We start from the raw sequence: 22029 nt of genomic DNA, 5'->3' as shown, positions 1-22029 counted from the left end.
GCATAAGCAAGGGTTTTATTGTCGTAAAAGGTGCTAGAGCACATAACTTAAAAAATATTGATGTAACCATTCCGAGAAATCAGCTTGTTGTTGTGACGGGATTGTCTGGTTCAGGGAAATCATCATTAGCGTTTGATACGATTTATGCAGAAGGGCAACGCAGATACGTAGAATCGTTATCTGCGTATGCACGCCAGTTTTTAGGACAAATGGATAAACCTGACGTGGATACGATTGAAGGATTGTCACCAGCGATTTCAATCGATCAAAAAACGACGAGTCGTAATCCTCGTTCAACAGTTGGAACGGTTACGGAGATTTATGATTATTTACGTTTATTATTTGCGCGAATTGGTACGCCGATTTGTCCGAATCATGGTATTGAAATTACATCACAAACAGTAGAGCAGATGGTAGACCGTGTACTTGAATATCCTGAACGTACGAAATTACAAGTGTTAGCTCCTATCGTTTCTGGGCGTAAAGGTGCACATGTGAAAGTGCTTGAAGACATTAAGAAGCAAGGATATGTTCGTGTACGTGTTGATGGTGAAATGCTTGATGTATCTGAAGATATTGCGTTAGATAAAAATAAGAAGCATTCCATTGAAGTTGTAATTGACCGTATTGTTGTAAAAGAAGGGATTGCAAGCCGTCTCGCGGATTCACTTGAAAGTGCATTAAAGCTTGGCGGGGGCCGAGTGTTAATTGATGTAATGGGAGAAGAGGAACTTCTATTTAGTGAACATCATGCTTGTCCGCATTGTGGCTTTTCAATCGGAGAATTAGAGCCGCGCATGTTCTCATTCAATAGTCCATTCGGGGCGTGTCCTTCTTGTGATGGACTTGGTTCAAAGTTAGAGGTGGATTTAGAACTTGTCATTCCGAATTGGGATTTATCATTAAATGAACATGCGATTGCGCCTTGGGAACCGACAAGCTCACAATATTACCCACAGCTTTTACAATCTGTATGTAATCATTACGGCGTTGATATGGATATGCCTGTGAAAGATATACCGAAAGATTTATTTGATAAAGTGTTGTACGGAAGCGGTGAAGAGAAGGTTTATTTCCGCTATGTAAATGAATTTGGTCAAGTAAAGGAAAATGAGATTTTATTTGAAGGTGTTATTCCAAATATCGAACGTCGTTATCGTGAAACGAGTTCTGATTATGTTCGTGAGCAAATGGAAAAGTATATGGCAGAGCAAGCTTGTCCGAAGTGTAAAGGTGGACGCTTAAAGCCTGAGAGTTTAGCTGTTTTCGTTGGTGATAAAACGATTGCTGATGTAACGAAGTATTCTGTTCAAGAAGTACAGGAATTCTTCTCGAATGTGGAGCTAACGGAGAAACAACGAACAATTGCTCATTTAATTTTAAGAGAAATCCAAGAGCGCGTTGGGTTCTTAGTGAACGTCGGTTTAGATTATTTAACGTTAAGTCGTGCTGCAGGAACTTTATCAGGTGGTGAGGCGCAGCGTATTCGTTTAGCGACACAAATCGGTTCTCGTCTGACTGGCGTACTTTACATTCTTGATGAGCCTTCTATCGGTTTACATCAGCGCGATAACGATCGTCTTATTCGTACGTTGCAAGAAATGCGTGATTTAGGAAATACGTTAATTGTCGTTGAACATGATGAAGATACGATGATGGCTGCTGATTATTTACTTGATATCGGACCTGGTGCAGGTATTCACGGTGGTCAAGTTGTATCAGCGGGGACGCCAGCTGAAGTGATGCAAGATGATAATTCGCTAACAGGTAAGTATTTAAGCGGTAAAGAGTTTATTCCGGTTCCGCTTGAAAGACGTAAAGGTGACGGACGTAAAGTGGAAATTGTCGGTGCAAAAGAGAATAACTTAAAGAATGCAAAGATGTCATTCCCGCTGGGTACGTTTGTAGCGATAACGGGTGTATCTGGTTCCGGTAAAAGTACGATGATTAATGAAGTACTATATAAATCGTTAGCACAAAAGTTATATAAAGCGAAAGCGAAGCCAGGTACTCATAAAGAAATTAAAGGTCTTGAGCATTTAGATAAAGTAATCGATATTGATCAATCGCCAATCGGGCGTACACCACGTTCTAATCCAGCGACGTATACAGGTGTATTCGATGATATTCGTGATGTGTTTGCACAAACGAATGAAGCGAAAGTGCGTGGGTATCAAAAAGGACGTTTCAGCTTTAATGTAAAAGGTGGACGTTGTGAAGCGTGCCGTGGTGATGGAATTATTAAAATCGAAATGCACTTCTTACCAGACGTATACGTTCCGTGTGAAGTTTGTCATGGTAAACGTTATAACCGCGAAACGTTAGAAGTGAAGTATAAAGATAAGAACATTTCTGAAGTGTTAGGGATGACAATTGAAGATGGAGTAGAGTTCTTCGCTAATATCCCAAAAATTAAGCGTAAACTTCAAACGCTTGTAGATGTCGGGCTTGGTTATATGAAATTAGGGCAGCCAGCTACTACGTTATCTGGAGGAGAAGCACAGCGCGTGAAATTAGCTTCTGAATTACACCGTCGTTCTACTGGGCGTACGTTATATATTTTAGATGAGCCAACGACTGGTTTGCATGCGCATGATATCGCGCGTCTTCTAGAAGTGCTGCAACGCCTTGTTGAAAGTGGCGAGACAGTTCTTGTTATTGAACATAATTTAGATGTAATTAAAACAGCTGATTATATCGTTGATCTTGGACCAGAGGGCGGAGACAAGGGTGGACAAATCGTTGCTTCCGGAACGCCAGAGCAAGTAGTGAAAGAAGAGCGCTCGTATACAGGTAAGTATTTAAAAGATATTTTAGTTCGTGATAAAGCGAGAATGAAAGAAAAAATAAAAGAAGTAGAATTATCACAATAAGTGTATTCATAAAAACCGAGTGGGAATGACACTCGGTTTTTATTTTATCCCGCTATTTGTGGGCAACCCGATTGGTTTAACTAATAATCAGTGGGATGAACAAAATCCCCACTGATTAAAAATTCGCTTTATAGGGGGAGAAGATGGAGTTTGTAGATGTTTTAAGAAAGAAAAATATGAAAGTAAGAGAGTTTCAAAGTTGGGGTGTATATTTTCGCAAACGCTGGGAGGGTCATTTTGCAAACCATTTAAGTGATGAGGAAAAAGAAGACATTTTCCTGTATGGAGATAAGTATACATGTGGGTATCTTTGGCACATATTTAGTTATGAGAAAAAGAAGTGTTTAGAGGGTGAAGAAGCGGAGAACGCGTTTCATAATGAAGTGAAAAAGGGTTGCTATATCTTCTATCAACACTGTGATGATGTACTGCTAATAAAAGATGCGAGTTTATTAATTATGGATGATATATTATGTGAAACAGATGATATGTATAAAGGTGATATCTATATTGTAGATAAAGATTTCACTTGGACCTTTGTGAAAACCCATGAGCACAGATGGTGTGGCCCGTATTTCACAAGTGAATGTTAGTAGGTATACAAGCATGAAGAGTAGAATAAGTTGATATAAGTATTTGTATGATACTTGCGTTTCTTATCTATTAGCGTATGATGAAATATATATGTCAAAAGGATGTGTAAGAAAATGAGATGGATTGTATCACTTCTTGTAAATAGCGTTGTGTTAATCGCTGTATCGGGACTTTTAAAAGGGATTGCGCCAGACGCGTTTTACGTAGCAAATATACAGACTGCAATTATTGCGAGTATTATCTTAGCTGTTTTAAATGTGTTCGTAAAACCGTTTTTAATTTTAATTACGCTACCGATTACTCTTGTAACTTTCGGGTTCTTCTTAATTGTCATTAATGCGATTACGTTAAAAATAGCAGATTCATTATTAGGAGATGCATTTAATATATCAGGGTTCGGTGTAGCGATCGTTGCGGCAATTTGTATTTCAATTTTTAATATGATTATTGAAAAGGTAATTGTAGAACCTTTATATGAAAAAAAGAGAAAATGACAAAAAGAAAAACATTTCATGATGTGTATGAAATGTTTTTTTCTATTTATTAGAAACCGTATTTCTTGTTTCCAGAAAAAAATGGTACAATATCCGGTAGAATGGAATTTCACATCAAATGAGACTGAACCCGCAGCGGAGTGGAGGTTTATACATATGCCGAAAGTAAGGACAAAAGATTTAATTGAACAATTTCAATTGGAGTTAATAAGTGGTGAAGAAGGAATTCATCGTCCGATTGATACAAGTGATTTATCACGACCTGGAATTGAAATGGCAGGATTTTTTACATATTATCCAGCTGATCGCGTGCAGCTTCTTGGAAAGACCGAGCTTACGTTCTTTGACACGTTAACGACAGAGCAAAAACAAGAGAGAATGAAAGCGCTTTGTACTGAGGAGACGCCATGTATTATTATAACTCGTAATCAAGATGTACCAGATGAGTTACTGCATGCATCACGTGAATCAGGCATGCCTTTATTACGTTCTGCTCAAACGACAACAAGATTATCAAGTCGTTTAACAAATTATTTAGAAGGTAAGTTAGCACCAACAACAGCTGTACATGGTGTGTTAGTAGATATTTACGGTGTTGGTGTTTTAATTACAGGTCAAAGTGGTGTCGGTAAAAGTGAGACAGCTCTTGAGCTTGTAAAACGTGGTCACCGTCTTGTTGCGGATGATAGTGTAGAAATTCGCCAAGAAGATGAAGACACATTAGTAGGAAGCTCACCAGATTTAATTGAGCATTTATTAGAAATTCGTGGTCTAGGTATCATTAACGTTATGACGTTATTCGGTGCAGGGGCAGTGCGAAATTATAAGCGTATTACGCTTGTTATTAATCTTGAAATTTGGGATCAAAAGAAAAATTACGATCGCTTAGGTCTTGATGAAGAGAAGATGAAGATTATTGATACAGAGCTTACGAAGATTACACTTCCAGTTCGTCCTGGTCGAAACTTGGCTGTTATTATTGAAGTAGCAGCGATGAACTTCCGTTTAAAACGTATGGGAGTCAATGCAGCACAACAGTTCTCTGAACGATTAATGAGTGCGATTGAGTTAGGAAATCAGGAGTAAACTTTGGAGAGGGAGGTCATACATATGCTGTTAGGTTCTGTACCACAGCTTGACCGTGTAGCGATCCAACTTGGGCCGTTTCCTGTATATTGGTACGGGATTATTATCGGTACAGGCGTGCTATTAGGTCTTTGGCTAGCAACTCGCGAGGGAGAAAGACTAGGTATTCCAAAAGATACATTTGTTGACCTTGTATTAATTGCAGTACCGATCGCGATTCTATTTGCGAGAATGTACTATGTTATTTTTGAATGGGAATATTACGCGCAAAACCCGAGTCAAATTATTAATATTCGTCAAGGTGGCTTGGCGATTCATGGTGGTTTAATCGGGGCTGTTATTACAGGGGTTCTTTTTGCGAAACGACGCGGGGTTTCATTCTGGAAGTTGGCTGATATTGCTGCGCCAAGTATTTTACTAGGACAAGCAATTGGCCGATGGGGAAACTTTATGAACCAAGAGGCACATGGTGATGAAGTAACGAGACAGTTTTTAGAAGGGCTTCATTTACCGGATTTCATTATTAATCAAATGTATATTGAGGGTGTGTACTATCATCCGACATTTTTATATGAATCATTATGGAATTTTGCAGGTGTCATTTTATTACTTGCATTACGAAAAGTGAATTTACGACGCGGGGAATTATTCTTCACATATTTAATTTGGTATTCAGTAGGGCGCTTCTTCGTAGAAGGCTTACGTACAGATAGTTTAATGTTAGGACCACTTCGTATCGCACAAGTAATGTCAATTGGACTTGTTGTTATTTCTATTATTTTCATTATTGTGAGACGAAAAATGGGGCAAGCTGATAAAAGATATTCGGAAAATTAGAGAAAAGTAGCATCTTATTATAAGGTGCTGCTTCTTTCATATTCAGGAAAGAGAAGGGACTAAGGCAATGAGAATAAATACAGTGTTATTTGATTTAGATGGAACTTTAATTAATACAAACGAACTTATTATTTCTTCTTTTTTACATACGTTACATACATATTATCCAAATCAATATAAGCGTGAAGATGTATTGCCATTTATCGGCCCTTCTTTACATGATACTTTCAGCAAGATTGATGACAACAAGGTTGAAGAGATGATTACATGTTATCGTCAATTTAACCATGATCATCACGATGAATTAGTGGAAGAATATGAAACTGTATATGAAACAGTTCAAGAGTTGAAGAAGCAAGGCTATAAAGTTGGTATTGTTACAACGAAAGCGAGACAAACAGTTGAGATGGGATTAAAGTTGTCAAAGCTTGATGAATTTTTTGATGTGGTCGTGACAATTGATGATGTGGAGCATGTGAAACCACATCCAGAACCACTTCAAAAAGCGCTTGAGTTATTAGATGCGAAACCGGAAGAAGCATTGATGGTTGGGGATAATCACCACGATATTGTTGGCGGACAAAATGCGGGTACGAAAACAGCTGCTGTCTCATGGACGTTGAAAGGTAGAGCATATTTAGAGGCTTACAAGCCGGACTTTATGCTAGATAAAATGAGTGATTTGCTACCGATTTTGTCTAATATGAACCGTTCATAAAGGTCCAAGTAAGTTAGTAGGGGGGCTGTTTCCCTACTAACTTACAGTTTCACTTTTTAGTAGAGGAGCGAGTTAAGTGCGACGGACAACGCGCTATCCTGTTTCGGGAGAAAATTCATTATGGAATGTGTATAAAACAGTGTCTTTTTGGAAGGTAATGAAAAACTTTATTATTATCCAAATTGCGCGTTATACACCATTTTTATCCGTCAAGAATTGGTTGTACCGTACATTTTTACGGATGAAAGTCGGAAAGAAAACATCAATTGCGCTTATGGTAGTGCCGGATATTATGTTCCCAGAAAAGATAACTGTGGGAGAGAATTCAATTATCGGCTATAATACAACGCTTTTAGCACATGAATATTTAATTCGCGAATATCGACTTGGAGAGATTGTCATAGGAAATGAAGTGATGATTGGAGCAAATGCGACTATATTACCAGGTGTGAAAATTGGGGATGGCGCGATTGTTTCAGCTGGCACACTTGTTCATAGAGATGTACCAAGTGGTGCTTTCGTGGGTGGAAATCCAATGCGTGTTATTTATACGAAAGAAGAAATGGATGCTAGAGAAGGTTGATGCTAAAAATGTAACATTTCTCTTCTTTTTTAATGAATAAAAAGGAAATAATTGAGTATAATATACTGTTTTGTTTTTTACGGAATCGTTTATACTTATAGATAGAAGAATGTGTGAACGAAGAAAACAAAAAACTGGAGGATATATGGGGAAAAATCAAGGAATATATAAGGAGAACGGACAAGTTATCTCTTTTAATCAATTATCGGACTTCTTTTATAAAAAAGGGATGAGGGCTTACAAAGGGCAGAAATTGCAAGATGCAATTAAATATTTTCGAAGAGCGGCACAAAGTGAGAAGGAGCCGTTTATTTTATGCCAATTAGCAACAGTATTATCTGAGGCTGGTGAATATCAAGAGTCGAATCAAATCTTCTTTAAGCTTGTTAGATCTAATCCAGAACTTGAACAGTGCTATTATTTTATTGCAAATAATTATGCATATATGGGGCTATTTCAGCAGGCGAAAAAGTATGCGGATCGTTATTTAGAAGTTGCAGAAGAGAAGGAATTTGTAGAAGATACACTAGAATTACTTGAAATTATGGAAGAAGAAGCGATGGGTGAGGAAGAGATTGAGGATGAAGATGATCTAATTGTTATGCAGGAAGAAGCGAATCGTTATATTCGTAACGGACAATTGGAAGAAGCAATTGCTACATTAGAAATTGTTACAAAAGATTATCCGGAATTTTGGTCGGGTCATAATAATTTAGCCATTGCACATTTTCAATCTGGTAATGTAGATAAAGCTCTGAAGTTAACGGAAATGATTTTAGAGAAAAACCCTGGTAATATACATGCGCTTTGTAATACGCTTATTTTCCTATATTCAATTGGAGAGCATAAACAAGTAGAAGCGTTAGCGGAACAGTTAGTTTCAGTATATCCGATTTCGTTCGAGCATCGTTTGAAACTTGGAACGACACTTGCAACAATTGGCCATTTTGAGCCTGCATATAAATGGTTCAAAGTATTAAAGCGTCAAGGATACGAGGGAGACGTTAGTTTTTATTATTGGTTTGCATATTCTGCTTATATGGTGGAAGATCAGCAAGTAGCTGAAAAAATGTGGCAGCATGTTATAGAATTGCACCCTGATAAAAAGGGAAAAGAACCGTGGAATGCGCTGAATTTAGCAGATAAAGGACAAAACGTATTATTTGAAGAATTACGAAAATCATTTCAACAAAGTGCGACGCTAGAGGAACAAATGCTAGCTTTATATTTAATGAATGAATTGTCAACGCCAGAGAAGGTGGGATTCTTCTTTGATGTAACACAGGCGAAGAACGGTGTTCCAATCGTATCGCAACTTGCAAAGTATTTCTTTTTACTTAATAGCCATAAGAGCATTCCAGCTGATTTACAGCAATTTGAACAGTGCGCGCAAATTGCGGATGCTTTATATAATTATACGAAAAAAGATGATGAATTAATCGAAGAGTGTTTACAATTTTGGTTTTGTACGTTCATACGTTTATATACATCTGGGGCAGTTTTTACAAATGTATACGGCTGGTCAGCTGCGGTTGAATATATTGTGCGCGGCGAACAAGGAAATAAGATGACACAGTCGGAGCTTGGAGATGTATATAATGTATCTGTAGCGACTGTTCGAAAGTATGTGCAGGCTGTTAAGCGTACGCACACATAGGGTAAGCAAATCATTGGGAAAAAAATGATGCTAACAGTATAATGAGGGTAACTTAATTGTGTAGGAATGAATAGGAGTGAATAGTGTGTCAGAAGAAAAAATTTATGATGTCATTATTATTGGTGCAGGACCAGCTGGTATGACAGCTGCAGTATATACATCTCGTGCGAATTTAAGCACATTAATGCTTGAACGTGGTATCCCAGGTGGCCAAATGGCAAACACAGAAGATGTAGAGAACTACCCAGGTTATGAGTCTATTTTAGGACCAGACTTATCAAATAAAATGTTCGAGCATGCGAAGAAATTTGGTGCTGAATATGCATATGGTGATGTGAAAGCAGTCATCGATGGTAAAGAATACAAAACAATTATTGCTGGTAAAAAAGAATATAAAGCACGTGCAATTATCGTTGCAAGCGGTGCAGAGTATAAAAAAATTGGTGTGCCAGGCGAAACAGAACTTGGCGGCCGTGGTGTATCATATTGTGCAGTATGTGATGGGGCTTTCTTTAAAGGAAAAGAACTTGTAGTTATTGGTGGTGGAGATTCTGCTGTTGAAGAGGGTGTGTTCTTAACACGCTTCGCATCAAAGGTAACAATCGTTCACCGTCGTGACACTCTTCGTGCACAGAAAATTTTACAAGATCGTGCTTTCCAAAACGAGAAAGTTGATTTCATTTGGAATCACACTATAAAAGAAATTAACGATGCAAATGGTAAAGTGGGAAGCGTAACACTTGTAGACGTAAACAGTGGAGAAGAGAAGGAAGTCAAAACTGATGGCGTGTTCATATACATCGGTATGTTACCACTATCAAAACCATTTGTTGAACTAGGTATTACAAATGAAAATGGTTACCTTGAAACAAATGAGCGTATGGAAACGAAAGTTCCTGGTATTTTCGCCGCTGGAGATGTTCGTGAAAAAATGCTACGTCAAATTGTAACGGCAACAGGTGATGGTAGTATCGCAGCACAAAGTGCACAACATTACGTAGAAGAATTATTAGAAGAACTAAAAACAGTATCAGAAAAATAAGGGATAATATGCCTTTTGAGAAGAAAGCTACCGATAGGAGCTTTCTTTTTTTTTTTTATTATGAAAATGTCAAAGTTTTGTCAAAAAATATTAAGATTATAAGCTTTCTTATTGATATACTGGACTTTACGGAAAAATCACTATAAGAAATGAGGAATTTATTCAGTATGGAATGGCGTAATATATATCGTGGATTTTGTATGGGCGTTAGTGATTTAATTCCTGGTGTGAGCGGCGGTACAATCGCTGTTGTGTTAGGGATTTATGAACAATTGCTTGCGGCAATTAGTGGATTCTTTAGTCGCGAATGGAAAAAGCATTTAGGGTTTTTAATTCCCCTTGCAGCTGGTGTGGCAGCAGCGTTTTTAACATTAAGTCACGTTATTAAATATTTACTTGCAAATCATTATGAACCGACTCAATTTTTCTTCCTCGGTTTAATTATTAGTATATTACCGATGTTAATGAGAGAAGCTGATGCAAAGTCTTCGTTTAAAGGTAAGCACATTGTTTTACTAATAGTTGCAGCAATTCTTGTTGCGATCACAGCTTTCTTTAAACCGGATAAGGCAGCAGATCCAATTACGACGTTAACAATTTTAAATGCAATTGGTTTATTTTTCGCAGGATGGATGGCTAGTATGGCTATGTTGCTTCCTGGAATCAGCGGATCATTTATTTTATTAATTATTGGTGTGTATCCGACAGCAATTAATGCTTTAACTACACTCAACTTACCTTTAATCGTAGTTATCGGTGCCGGTGTTATGGCGGGGTTTGTTGTAAGTAGTAAAGGAATTAGTTTCTTGTTAGATCGTTATAAAAGTATGACATTTGCGGCAATTATTGGACTTGTTATCGGCTCGATTGTAATTGTGTTCCCTGGTATTCCAACTGGAGGATTTTCAATTATAAGTTCAATTATTACCTTTATTTTAGGATTTGCGATTGTTACTTATTTCGGTAAGAAATAAGGACTTTAATCCCCTTGGCGATAAAAATCGTTAAGGGGATTTTTCATGCTATTCATTGAAAGTCTAGGCATTTACATTGCTTGTTCTAGAAAGCTTTTTTAAAATTGTTGAGTAGCATGTGCTTAGCGAAAGAGGACTGGCTCCTTCGTTGTAGCAAACTGTTTTTGATAGTATAATGAAATGAGTATGCAGTGAGAAATTTACTGCAAGTAGCTGAGGTGAAGAAACATGCAAAGAGTGACAAACTGTGTGTTAATTAGAGATAATGAAGTACTCTTACTCCAAAAACCTCGCCGAAATTGGTGGGTTGCACCGGGCGGGAAAATGGAGCGTGGTGAGACAGTAAGAGATTCCGTTGTTCGCGAGTATCGTGAAGAAACAGGTATTTATTTAAAGAACCCAGCGTTAAAAGGGGTCTTCACTTTTGTCATCCAAGAAGGTGATAAAGTTGTTTCTGAATGGATGATGTTCTCCTTTTTAGCGACAGATTTTGCAGGAGAAAACAAACTAGAGAGCGAAGAAGGCATCATTGGTTGGCATACATTTGACAAAATTGATGATTTAGCAATGGCACCAGGAGATTATCACATTATTGATTATTTAATTAAAGGAAATGGCATAATCTACGGTACATTTGTATATACCCCAGATTTTGAGTTGCTTTCATATCGATTAGATCCGAGTTAAACCGTCAAGGAGAGGATACGATGACAGAGAATAATGATATAAAAATGGTAATTATTACAGGAATGTCTGGAGCTGGAAAGACAGTAGCTTTACAAAGTTTTGAAGATTTAGGATATTTCTGTGTAGATAATTTACCACCGATGTTATTGCCGAAGTTTATTGAGCTTATGGCAGATTCAAAAGGGAAAATGAATAAAGTGGCACTTGGCGTTGATTTACGTGGCCGAGAGTTTTTCGAACATTTATGGGGAGCACTTGATGATTTATCAGAACGTACATGGATTATTCCTCATATTTTATTCTTAGATGCGAAAGATGGCACGCTTGTAACTCGTTATAAAGAAACGAGACGTTCGCATCCACTTGCACCAACTGGTTTGCCGTTAAAGGGAATTGAGATGGAGCGTGGCTTATTAACTGATATGAAGGCACGAGCGAATATTGTGCTGGATACATCGGATTTAAAACCGAAAGAATTACGTGAAAAAATTGTTCATCTGTTTTCAACTGAAACTGAGCAAGCATTTCGTGTAAATGTTATGTCATTTGGATTTAAGTACGGTATTCCAATTGATGCAGATTTAGTATTTGATGTTCGTTTTTTACCAAATCCATATTACATTCCACATATGAAGCCATTAACAGGACTAGATGAAGAAGTTTCATCGTATGTGCTGAAATTTAATGAGACACATAAGTTTTTAGAAAAATTGACGGATCTTATTACTTTCATGCTGCCTCATTATAAAAGAGAAGGCAAGAGTCAACTTGTAATTGCAATTGGATGTACAGGTGGACAGCATCGTTCTGTTACGCTTACAGAATACCTTGGGAAACATTTGAAACCAGAGTATAGCGTTCATGTATCTCATCGTGATGTGGAGAAGAGAAAGGGCCATTAAGGGATGAAAAAAGAGAGAAAACCTAAAATTGTTATCATGGGAGGCGGTACTGGACTCTCTGTTTTATTACGAGGATTAAAACAATATCCAGTTGATATTACAGCAGTTGTTACAATCGCTGATGATGGTGGCAGTTCAGGTAGATTACGTGATGAGCTCGAAATTCCACCCCCAGGTGACATTCGTAACGTACTTGTTGCGTTATCAGATGTAGAGCCGCTGGTGGAAGCTTTATTTCAGCATCGTTTCACAACGGGAGACGGGCTGAAAGGTCATGCGTTAGGAAATTTATTATTAGCGGGTATGACCTCGATTACAGGAGACTTCTTCCATGCGATTACGGAAACGAGTAAAGTGTTAAATGTCAGAGGACGTGTGTTACCGGCAGCGAACCAAAGTGCGGTACTTCATGCGGAACTAGAAGATGGAGAAATTGTAACAGGCGAATCAAAGATTCCTTATTCCGGGAAGAAGATTAACCGCGTCTTTTTAACTCCAGAAGATGTAGAGCCGTTACATGAAACGTTGGCTGAAATTAAACGAGCTGATTTACTTGTTTTTGGTCCAGGAAGTTTGTATACGAGTATATTACCGAATTTAGTTGTTAACAAAATTGGGGACGCTGTTCTTGCTGCAAAAGCGAAGAAGGTATATGTGTGTAATGTTATGACGCAAGCTGGTGAAACGATGGGATATACTGCGTTTGACCATGTGCAGGCGTTACATGATCATTTAGGTAAACCATTTATCGATACTGCAATTGTAAATAACCGTGATATTCCTTGTGAATTACGTCAGTTATATGAGGAAGAAATGTCGGCACCAGTTGTAGTAGATGAAGAGCGTTTTACAGAGAGCAATATTGATGTCATTCAAGATCAATTAGCGAAGTATGATGATCGTGTTGTAAGGCACGATACATTAAAACTAGCTTCTATTTTATATTCACTGTTGTAGATGTGCGTTGCCTCGTTTGAGGTAACGCTCATCATTTCATATAGGACAAGATTTTTGTTCCAAAGTAATCGTATAAGGAGGTGTTGACTGTGTCATTTGCATCAGAAACAAAGAAAGAGCTAACGAATCTTGAGGTGAAGGAATGCTGTGAGAAAGCAGAATTATCAGCATTACTTCGAATGAACGGATCGCTTTCTTTTTCAAACCGTCGTCTATCTATCGATATTCAAACGGAGAATGCGGCAATCGCAAGAAGGATTTATACGCTTTTGAAAAAAGGATATGACGTGACGGTAGAATTACTTGTTCGTAAAAAAATGCGATTGAAGAAAAATAATGTATATATTGTGCGGCTTGTTGAGAAGTCTCGCGAAATATTAGCTGATCTTCATATTGTTCGAGATGACTTTTCGTTTATCCGAAATATATCACAAGAATTGATTGAGAAGAAATGTTGTAAACGATCGTATTTACGTGGTGCATTTTTAGCAGGTGGTTCAGTAAATAACCCAGAAACATCATCTTATCATTTAGAGGTCTTTTCGTTATATAAGGAACATAATGATGCTATATGTGAACTGATGAACGGATTTGATTTAAATAGTAAGACGTTGGAAAGAAGAAAAGGGTACATTACGTATTTGAAAGAAGCAGAAAAGATTACGGAGTTTTTAAATATTATAGGCGCTCATAATGCACTTTTAAGATTTGAAGACATTCGAATCGTTCGCGATATGCGTAATTCAGTAAATCGTTTAGTGAACTGCGAAACAGCCAATTTAAATAAAACAATTGGTGCAGCGCTAAGGCAGATTGAAAATATCCGTTATATTGATGAGACGGTTGGTCTTGATATATTACCAGATAAACTGCGAGAAATTGCACAATTACGAAGAGATTATCAAGATGTAACATTGAAAGAGTTAGGCGAGATGGTATCCGGGGGGAAAATTAGTAAATCGGGTATTAATCATCGTTTGCGTAAAATCGATGAGATTGCAGAGAAATTACGCGCGGGGGAAACGGTAGCAAAAAAATAAGAGGTTAAAGGGGAAATGGAGCTGTGGTTCAAAAACGAGTTAAGGTTTCATTAAAAAACGGTTTACAAGCACGTCCGGCTGCGTTGTTTGTACAAGAGGCCAATCGCTTTCATGCGGATATCTTCATCGAGAAAGATGGAAAGACAGTGAATGCAAAGAGCATAATGGGGATTATGAGCTTAGCAATTGGAACTGGTAGCATGATAACAATTACAACAGAAGGTTCAGATGCAGAAGAAGCTTTAGAAGCATTAGCTGCATATATACAATAAGAAGCTATCGCGCATGTGCGATAGCTTTTTTGTTTTGTTGTGTGTGCGAATTAGCGGGGAGGGGGATTTAAGGGGTGTGTGCTTGTCGAGAATTGTCGGTAAGTCGATAAGTTGTGTCGAATCGTCGATATAATTGGAGTTACGGTCGATATATTTGAAACATCGCTGATATATTTAGGTTAATACTAGCTGGGGGATATTCGTGTGGAGGCCAATACATAAAAAAAGCGCCCTGTAATAGGGCGCTTCCGCTTTAAATCTATCCAGCTCCAGCGACTAAAATGGTCGGTGGCTTCGCTTCTTCCGACGAGGTAAAAAGCACCTCTTTGTCAGAAGCTCCATCCTCCTCCCATTCTAAACGAGCCGCTTCCGCTTTAAATATCTATTAACGATTTGTAAAGATCTTATCGATTAAGCCGTATTCTAGAGCTCTTTCAGCTGTCATGAAGTTGTCGCGGTCTGTGTCGCGTTGTAGTACTTCAAGTGGTTGACCTGTGCGGTCAGCAAGAATTTGGTTTAGTTTTTCACGTAAGAATAGGATACGTTTTGCAGCGATTTCGATTTCAGTCGCTTGACCTTGTGCTCCGCCAAGTGGTTGGTGAATCATTACTTCACTGTTTGGAAGTGCATAACGTTTTCCTTTTTCACCTGCTGCAAGTAAGAATGCACCCATAGATGCAGCCATACCGATACAGATTGTTGATACTTGTGGTTTAATAAACTGCATTGTATCGTAAATTGCCATACCTGCTGTGATAGAACCACCAGGGCTGTTGATGTAGATGTGAATATCTTTTTCTGGATCTTGAGATTCCAAGAATAAAAGCTGGGAAACGATTGAGTTAGCTACGTTGTCATCAATTGCACTACCAAGCATAATGATGCGGTCTTTTAATAGTCGAGAGTAAATATCGTAAGCGCGTTCTCCACGATTTGTTTGTTCAATTACTGTAGGAATTAAATTCATCTGTTATTTCCTCCTTATAAAGCTTTCTTAGTCTTATAATACAATTATGGTCAATAAAGGTCAAACGAAACCACTTTAAATCAAAAAAATATGTAGTTGTACCATGAATTATTCGCTATGTTTTTGAAATTCCCTGCTTATGTATCTTCAACATCATAACCGAATTACATAAATTTAAACGTCATGAAAGCTGTAGAAAAAAGAAAAGAACGCCTTTTTACTGAAGCGTTCTTTCGATATCTATTCTTTTAAAAGATAGGTTACTTTATTTAAAATCTTTTCGATGTGTTTCGCGTTTTTACTATACATTTCGCTTGCTGATTTCGACTTTGTTTCTAGGGAAAATAGTTCAAGATCAGCATGACATTTTTTTAAAGATGCTAATAATAAAGGTTTGTTTTGAGGAGAAGGCATTTGGAGTTTGTCATTGTAAATGTCGATAGTAAGTTGTCCGTATGAATCCACTTGACCGAGAAAGACATTTTCAATAACAACACCGAGTTTTTCTAATTCTGAATGTAGCCAAGCGCGGTTATGTCCGCTTGCTGAAAGAGGTTCATCTAGTACATTTCCATCCATAATAACAGTTTGTGGTTCTTTCTCATTTGGTACTTTTAAACCGATGTCTTTTGCTGTAAGTGGCTGGGAATCTTTCTTTAATAATACATTTAATTCTCCGCTCGGTTCTAAGACAGCAAATTCGACTTCAGCTACGCTGAACGCACTTTTTCCACGGAGAAGTTCCAGTAATTCGTCACTCGTATATTTTTCTTTCTTCAAGTTATCTTCGAGTATCTTTCCGTCTTTTATTAATACGGTAGATTTCCCTTCAAAGAAGTCCCGAGCTGTTTTGTTCTTTAAAGAGAGGATTCCTGTTAAAAAAGGTACCACAGCGAAAATGAGTATTGCAAAGACGCCGTGAAAAAATTTTGAATCGAGCCCTGTAGATACTTGGGCAGCGATGTCACCGATTGTCATTCCGGCTATGTATTCAAAAAAGGAGAGCTGAGAGATTTGTCTTTTCCCTAACCATTTCGTAATAGCGAATAAAATAATTAATATGAATACAGAGCGAAGAATGACAAGTGTCCATTCCGGCAGGTGAGACATAGTCATTTCCTCCAGTCTACTTAAAACCCTTTATATTGAGGTTCTTCACGTTCTAATAATGAAACTCTATTCTGTAAATCAGCGATGATGCTGTCCATTTCTAACATACATTCATGAAATACGCGTTTTGATTCCGCGTCCTGTGAATGTAGTGAAAGGGAGCTTAAGCTTGCTTGAGCGCCCCTTACACTAGCAAGGCAGGTTTTAACGCTAGCGATAACTGTCATACAAACACCTCTTATCCTTTCGGTTTGAATAGTAATGCACCAATGAATCCGAATATGATAGCAGCAGAAATACCAGCGCTTGTTACTTTAAACATTCCGGTAATGACGCCAACGATGCCGTGTTTTGCAGCTTCTTCCATTGCGCCGTGAACGAGGGCATTACCGAAACTTGTAATAGGTACAGTTGCCCCGGCTCCAGCAAAGTCGATTAATGGTTCATACAGGTTGAATCCGTCCAGTATAGCACCGGCAACAACGAGTGTTGCCATTGTATGAGCGGGTGTTAGCTTGCCAACATCAAACATAAGTTGGCCAATTACACATATGAGTCCGCCGATGACGAAAGCCCAGAAAAAAATCATTGCGTTGCACCTCCAAATTCAATCGAAACGGCGTGAGCGATACACGGAATCGTTTCTTCTTGTTGGAATGTAAGTGGAGATAGTAAAGCGCCTGTCGCAACGACAAGTATTTTTTTGAACTCTCCTCTTTTCATTCGGTTTAATAAATGACCGTACACGACTGTTGCGGAACATCCCGGTCCGCTAGCACCAGCTATGACAGGTTGCCCTTCTCTATAAATGAGTATGCCGCAATCTTGAAACTGTTCGCTCGTTACTTTCGTTCCGTGTTTATGTAGTAAGTCATAAGCAATTTCGCGACCGACATGTCCAAGATCACCTGTTACAATTAAGTCGTAATAAGAGGCGTCAATTTGTCGTTCGCGTAAATGGGCCTCAATCGTATCGACAGCTGCTGGGGCCATCGCACCACCCATATTAAAAGGATCTGTTAATCCCATATCAATCACTCGTCCGATTGTTGCAGATGTTACTCTAGGACCATGTCCGGTGTCGCTTAAAATAGCTGCGCCAGCTCCAGTTACTGTCCATTGTGCGGTAGGAGGTTTTTGACCGCCGTATTCAGTTGGATATCGGAACTGCTTCTCTACAGCGGCGTTATGACTAGATGCCCCGGTTAATAAATATTTTGCGCCTTTTGCATTTACAATACTTGCCCCGAGCGCTAATCCTTCCATGGAAGTAGAACATGCTCCGAATAATCCGAGATATGGTGTTCCGAGTGTACGGCAGGCAAAGCTTGTTGGAGTGATTTGATTAATTAAATCTCCTGCAAGTACGAATTGAATATCGTCTTTACGAAGCTTGGCTTTTTCAGTAGCGCGGCTACAAGCTTCTTCGAATAAAATTTTATGGGCTTTTTCATAGGAATCCTGGCCGAGCCATAAATCTTCATGAAGGATATCGAAGTCTTCTGGAATGTTTCCTTTTGCTTCAAATGGCCCGCCAACGACTCCTGTCGAAATAATAACGGGTTTATTTTCAAATACCCATGTTCGGTGTCCTTGTAACATTTATAGCCCTCCCCATTGAACGAGAATCGTTTTAATAAGTGCGATGACGAAAGCTGAAAATACACCAAACAAAATAACAGAGCCGGCTAATTTAAACATATTTCCTCCAACGCCGAGTACGAACCCTTCTGTTCGGTGTTCGATACATGCGGCAATAACAGAGTTACCAAATCCAGTAACGGGTACAGCTGTGCCTGCTCCAGCAAACTGCCCAAAGCGGTCATATATACCGAAACCAGTTAGTAACATGGAAATGAAAATGAGAGTTGCGACTGTTGGATTTCCTGCTGAACGCTCAGTGAAGTCAAAATATGTGATATAAAACGTAGAAATGAGTTGTCCGATGAAGCAAATAAAACCACCGACGAAAAAGGCTTTAATACAATTTTTCAAGACAGGACGCTTCGGTTCGCGTTCTTGCTCGAATTTTTTATACTCTTGTTGCACAGGGGTTAAGTTCTTATCTTTACTAGACATTGCGATCCTTCCTTTTCTATTAAAAAGCGTTAAGTGTTAGACTCCATTTTTTTCCCAATGAGTTTTAATTGCTTATTGATCTCGTCTTTAGATACTTCTTTTTTCTTAATTTTGCTCTCAAGCTTTTCGAGTAACATAAAGATTTTTTTATCAGTACTTACACGAACATCGAAAGTAGGATGCTCATCACTTAGCTGCTTTTGAAGCTTCTTACGCAGAGGCTTTAATCCAAACCTTTCGTGATGCTCAGGTAGAACTGCTATGTAGAGATCCAAATTTGAATTCACTGCTGTGCTTTTTGTAATTTCATCCATAGCGAGAGCCCTTTTCTTGGCTCCTTGTGATATAGATTGATTAAAGGATTCCGTACTCGTCTTTGTTAGTTTGGGACCTTTTTCTTTCTCCGTTCGTTTTGCTTCTTCTTTCACTTTTTTATCTAAGGGACTATTATCACATCCGGTAAAAGAGCTAAATAGAAGGGCAAATAATGCGGTTATGAGACCGAGTTTTCGCATGATTATCATTCCATTTCTATTGCAATATGTAATGTGATAGAAAAAGGATGACTGCATATCACCCTTTTTCTATTTCACAGCATGACTAATCTGTTATTGCTGTGAGTATTGTGGTTCTTCTTGTTGGACTTCTTCAACGCGTGGATTTAAAGAATCGATAATCGTTTGCGTTTGCTCTGCAGCTGTTTGGAAAAGTTGCTTTGCTTGTTGGTTATCCGTATCAAGAGCGAATCCCTCTAAGCTAGCTTGTGCACTTTTTAATCCAGAAACAGTTTGCTTTAGTTTTGTAATTACAGTCATTGAATGAAGCCCCCTTTGGAATATCAATTCAAAGATTATAATTTGTGAGTTGGGATGAATTTATGATTGGAAAATTTAGGGGATAGTACTTTGTTAATATATTCCTAACTAAGGTTCATAAAGGATTACAGGGATATTTTTATTGATTTAGATGGATTTTATTGCTATTATTATGAAAAGAAAATGAACTATTTTCTATAATCATGCGCCCATAGCTCAGTCGGATAGAGCGGTGGTTTCCGGTACCACGTCTGCCGGGGGTTCGAATCCCTCTGGGCGCGTTATGTATTGTTGGTGTTACGTGTTGAAAATAAATAGTAAATTTAAAACAACCTCTTGTATGTGATTAGAAATAATCGTGTATAGGGGGTTTTTGTTATGGCCCTACAAGGTACTTCTGTTAATTTTGTAATGAGTTTATACTAAAATTATCTAAAAATTATAGTATGAGGGGATTGCAGGTGCGTAAAATTAGTGGATATTTAAGTATTTTAGGGGATAACGAACGTAGAACCGTTGCTGTGTCTGATTCTGGTGAAATTACAGGCGATGAAATGTTAAAATTCATGTTAAATATGGAAGTGCACTATAAAGAAATTGATAGGGATTGTTTTGGACCTAATCACTATTTGCCTAGCGGAGACTACCATAAGGATTTAATAGCGATTGTCTTTACGGCTGAAATGATGTTAGACGACACGGAATTAGAAGGTGAATGGCCTGCTGAAGAAGGGGATGTTATATTTAACGAAGCATAATGAATCTATCTGCATAAAAAGGTCTGCACTTACAAATATAAGTGCAGACCTTTTTTATTAATACTTGTTATATCTGATAATAAGATTTACTATTAGTATGTGGTAATAATTTTTATCGCGCTATTATTTTCTTTCAATATTATTCAAATTTCGGTTGTAAGTTGTAAATCTCATTAATACATATAAATTAATAATATTTTGGAATGGGTGTCTGTGATAGCATTCTCCTTTTACCAAACTTATTGTACAATAGAAACAAGGGGGAGATTAGTTTGAAGGCAAGTCTTTTACAAGAACAAAGCTTACGTTTGGCAATGACACAAGAGTTAAGGCAAGCGATTACAATGCTCCAGTATAATGTACAAGAATTATCGGAGTTTTTGTATGAGCAATCGTTAGAGAATCCCCTTATTGAGTTAGGTGGTTTTGAGAGGGAGAAGAAAAAGAGCTCTAACAACAGTAAAAGTACCAGCAAACAAATCGAGAATCAGATGGAAATCTACAGTGTGGATTCAACAACGATTCAGCAACATTTATTAAATCAAATACAGTATTATAAAATAGATGAAGAAGAGCGAAAAATAGCTTCTTTCATTATTATGAACATGGATGGAAATGGGTATTTACAAGAAACGAACGAAGAGTTAGCAGATCTCCTTTCCGCACCGATTCATGAAGTCGCCCGCTTTGTAGAGCTTGTCCAATCACTCGAGCCAGCAGGGGTAGGAGCGCGTAATATTCAGGAATGTCTAACTTTACAATTGAAGCGCTTACAAAGACGGAATGGATTAGCGGAAGAGGTTATAGAGGATCACTTCGCTTATTTCGTGAAGAAAGATTGGCGAAAGCTCGTTCAAGTGTTGAAGTGTAGTAATGAAGAATTGCAATCGGCGGTGAACTGTATTACGTCATTACAGCCGAAACCAGGTCTTGCGTTTTCTTCTGATAAACCGCTTTATATTGTGCCTGATATGGCGGTGAAAAAAGATGGTGATCGTCTCGTTTTACAAATGAACGAGAGAAATATGCCGAGAATTGAAATTCATTCTGAGTATAGTGCGCTTCTGAATAATAGTGAAAGTGAAGTAGCATCTTATGTATCAGAAAAGTATCAGCATGTGCAGTGGATTATGCGCAGTTTAAAACAGAGAAAACAAACGCTTCTGCAAGTGATGACTATTATTATGGAAAAACAACGTGATTTCTTCTGGGAAGGTCCAGAATATTTAAAACCGCTTGCTTTAAAAGAGGTAGCGGAAGAGTTAAGTGTGCATGAATCTACAATTAGTCGTGCAACGCGAAATAAATATGTGCAAACACCACATGGTTTATTTGAGATGAAATCTTTCTTTAGTAATGCTATTTCGACTACTGAAGATGAAGCAGTTTCTACAAAGCGTGTGAAACGATTTATCCAAACGCTTGTTGAGGCGGAGAATAAGAAAAAGCCACTTTCAGATCAAAAGATTTCAAAATTATTAGAAGAAGAGCATGAAATCGTTATTTCTCGAAGAACAGTGGCGAAGTATAGAGAACAAATGCACATTCCAGCGTCATCATTACGAAAAACGATCGGATAGGTGA

General features: G+C 38.1%; 25 protein-coding genes and 1 tRNA gene. 18 read left to right on the top strand and 8 right to left on the bottom strand.

Annotated elements, in window-relative coordinates; translation table 11 throughout:
- Positions 1-2 precede the first annotated feature (2 nt).
- The 15 genes from uvrA (at position 3) to JDS99_RS20715 (ending at position 14716) form a co-directional block, all read left to right on the top strand.
- Complete coding sequence (gene uvrA, locus JDS99_RS20785; protein ID WP_199695639.1) at positions 3-2873, top strand: excinuclease ABC subunit UvrA; 2871 nt, start codon at positions 3-5, stop codon at positions 2871-2873.
- Between the two features lie 143 nt (positions 2874-3016).
- Positions 3017-3466, top strand: a complete 450-nt coding sequence (locus JDS99_RS20780; protein WP_199695626.1) for a DUF4275 family protein — start codon at positions 3017-3019, stop codon at positions 3464-3466.
- A gap of 114 nt (positions 3467-3580) precedes the next feature.
- On the top strand, positions 3581-3961 hold the full coding sequence (locus tag JDS99_RS20775) for a phage holin family protein (protein ID WP_087983079.1): 381 nt from the start codon (positions 3581-3583) through the stop codon (positions 3959-3961).
- Positions 3962-4117: 156 nt separating this feature from the next.
- On the top strand, positions 4118-5047 hold the full coding sequence (hprK, locus tag JDS99_RS20770) for an HPr(Ser) kinase/phosphatase (RefSeq protein WP_199695625.1): 930 nt from the start codon (positions 4118-4120) through the stop codon (positions 5045-5047).
- Between the two features lie 24 nt (positions 5048-5071).
- Positions 5072-5884, top strand: a complete 813-nt coding sequence (gene lgt / locus JDS99_RS20765) for a prolipoprotein diacylglyceryl transferase (RefSeq protein WP_087983077.1) — start codon at positions 5072-5074, stop codon at positions 5882-5884.
- A 67-nt stretch (positions 5885-5951) separates the two neighbouring features.
- Positions 5952-6602 carry a pyrophosphatase PpaX gene (gene ppaX, locus JDS99_RS20760; protein ID WP_199695624.1) on the top strand — a complete coding sequence of 217 codons (651 nt, stop codon included), beginning with the start codon at positions 5952-5954 and terminating at the stop codon, positions 6600-6602.
- A gap of 76 nt (positions 6603-6678) precedes the next feature.
- The gene (locus JDS99_RS20755; RefSeq protein ID WP_199695623.1) at positions 6679-7185 is read left to right on the top strand and encodes a DapH/DapD/GlmU-related protein; all 507 of its coding nucleotides are present in this window, start codon (positions 6679-6681) and stop codon (positions 7183-7185) included.
- A gap of 145 nt (positions 7186-7330) precedes the next feature.
- A complete protein-coding gene (locus JDS99_RS20750) occupies positions 7331-8842 on the top strand; it encodes a tetratricopeptide repeat protein (RefSeq protein ID WP_199695622.1) in 1512 nt (503 codons plus the stop codon).
- Between the two features lie 85 nt (positions 8843-8927).
- Positions 8928-9884, top strand: coding sequence for a thioredoxin-disulfide reductase (gene trxB, locus JDS99_RS20745; protein ID WP_001288065.1), 957 nt, complete (start codon positions 8928-8930; stop codon positions 9882-9884).
- Positions 9885-10051: 167 nt separating this feature from the next.
- Entirely contained in the window at positions 10052-10858 is an 807-nt protein-coding gene (locus JDS99_RS20740) for a DUF368 domain-containing protein (RefSeq protein WP_000455195.1), read from the top strand.
- Between the two features lie 228 nt (positions 10859-11086).
- Complete coding sequence (locus tag JDS99_RS20735) at positions 11087-11545, top strand: NUDIX hydrolase (protein WP_001190080.1); 459 nt, start codon at positions 11087-11089, stop codon at positions 11543-11545.
- Between the two features lie 20 nt (positions 11546-11565).
- Positions 11566-12447 (top strand): RNase adapter RapZ, encoded by an 882-nt coding sequence (rapZ, locus tag JDS99_RS20730; RefSeq protein WP_000138461.1) that lies wholly within the window; start codon positions 11566-11568, stop codon positions 12445-12447.
- A 3-nt stretch (positions 12448-12450) separates the two neighbouring features.
- Positions 12451-13404: a gluconeogenesis factor YvcK family protein gene (locus JDS99_RS20725; protein ID WP_000712182.1), complete on the top strand. Its 954-nt coding sequence runs from the start codon at positions 12451-12453 to the stop codon at positions 13402-13404.
- An 89-nt stretch (positions 13405-13493) separates the two neighbouring features.
- Positions 13494-14444 (top strand): DNA-binding protein WhiA, encoded by a 951-nt coding sequence (gene whiA / locus JDS99_RS20720; protein ID WP_000006568.1) that lies wholly within the window; start codon positions 13494-13496, stop codon positions 14442-14444.
- A 23-nt stretch (positions 14445-14467) separates the two neighbouring features.
- Positions 14468-14716, top strand: coding sequence for an HPr family phosphocarrier protein (locus JDS99_RS20715; protein WP_000250305.1), 249 nt, complete (start codon positions 14468-14470; stop codon positions 14714-14716).
- A gap of 385 nt (positions 14717-15101) precedes the next feature.
- On the opposite strand, the gene clpP is transcribed toward JDS99_RS20715, so the two are convergent.
- From clpP to JDS99_RS20675, 8 genes are all read right to left on the bottom strand, one after another.
- A complete protein-coding gene (gene clpP / locus JDS99_RS20710) occupies positions 15102-15683 on the bottom strand; it encodes an ATP-dependent Clp endopeptidase proteolytic subunit ClpP (protein WP_001049163.1) in 582 nt (193 codons plus the stop codon).
- 240 nt (positions 15684-15923) lie between these two features.
- A complete protein-coding gene (locus tag JDS99_RS20705) occupies positions 15924-16793 on the bottom strand; it encodes a DUF421 domain-containing protein (RefSeq protein ID WP_199695621.1) in 870 nt (289 codons plus the stop codon).
- Between the two features lie 20 nt (positions 16794-16813).
- Positions 16814-17020, bottom strand: coding sequence for a DUF1657 domain-containing protein (locus JDS99_RS20700; protein WP_000215899.1), 207 nt, complete (start codon positions 17018-17020; stop codon positions 16814-16816).
- An 11-nt stretch (positions 17021-17031) separates the two neighbouring features.
- On the bottom strand, positions 17032-17382 hold the full coding sequence (gene spoVAE / locus JDS99_RS20695; RefSeq protein WP_000575918.1) for a stage V sporulation protein AE: 351 nt from the start codon (positions 17380-17382) through the stop codon (positions 17032-17034).
- Entirely contained in the window at positions 17379-18395 is a 1017-nt protein-coding gene (gene spoVAD / locus JDS99_RS20690) for a stage V sporulation protein AD (protein WP_046955591.1), read from the bottom strand. The genes spoVAE and spoVAD overlap by 4 nt, the downstream gene beginning before the upstream one ends.
- The gene (spoVAC, locus tag JDS99_RS20685) at positions 18396-18872 is read right to left on the bottom strand and encodes a stage V sporulation protein AC (protein WP_000095399.1); all 477 of its coding nucleotides are present in this window, start codon (positions 18870-18872) and stop codon (positions 18396-18398) included.
- 29 nt (positions 18873-18901) lie between these two features.
- Positions 18902-19387, bottom strand: a complete 486-nt coding sequence (locus tag JDS99_RS20680; RefSeq protein WP_046955592.1) for a YhcN/YlaJ family sporulation lipoprotein — start codon at positions 19385-19387, stop codon at positions 18902-18904.
- 93 nt (positions 19388-19480) lie between these two features.
- On the bottom strand, positions 19481-19687 hold the full coding sequence (locus JDS99_RS20675) for a DUF1657 domain-containing protein (RefSeq protein ID WP_000216160.1): 207 nt from the start codon (positions 19685-19687) through the stop codon (positions 19481-19483).
- 205 nt (positions 19688-19892) lie between these two features.
- On the opposite strand from JDS99_RS20675, the gene JDS99_RS20670 reads away from it, so the two are divergent.
- The 3 genes from JDS99_RS20670 (at position 19893) to rpoN (ending at position 22025) form a co-directional block, all read left to right on the top strand.
- Positions 19893-19968 (top strand) — tRNA-Arg (locus JDS99_RS20670).
- Positions 19969-20148: 180 nt separating this feature from the next.
- Positions 20149-20445, top strand: coding sequence for a hypothetical protein (locus JDS99_RS20665; protein WP_199695620.1), 297 nt, complete (start codon positions 20149-20151; stop codon positions 20443-20445).
- A 272-nt stretch (positions 20446-20717) separates the two neighbouring features.
- Entirely contained in the window at positions 20718-22025 is a 1308-nt protein-coding gene (gene rpoN / locus JDS99_RS20660; RefSeq protein ID WP_088064784.1) for an RNA polymerase factor sigma-54, read from the top strand.
- Positions 22026-22029 lie beyond the last annotated feature (4 nt).

Origin of the sequence: Bacillus cereus group sp. N6 (genome assembly GCF_016483705.1) — a bacterium.
GTDB lineage: Bacteria > Bacillota > Bacilli > Bacillales > Bacillaceae_G > Bacillus_A > Bacillus_A wiedmannii.
This window is presented reverse-complemented; position numbering and strand designations above follow the sequence as displayed.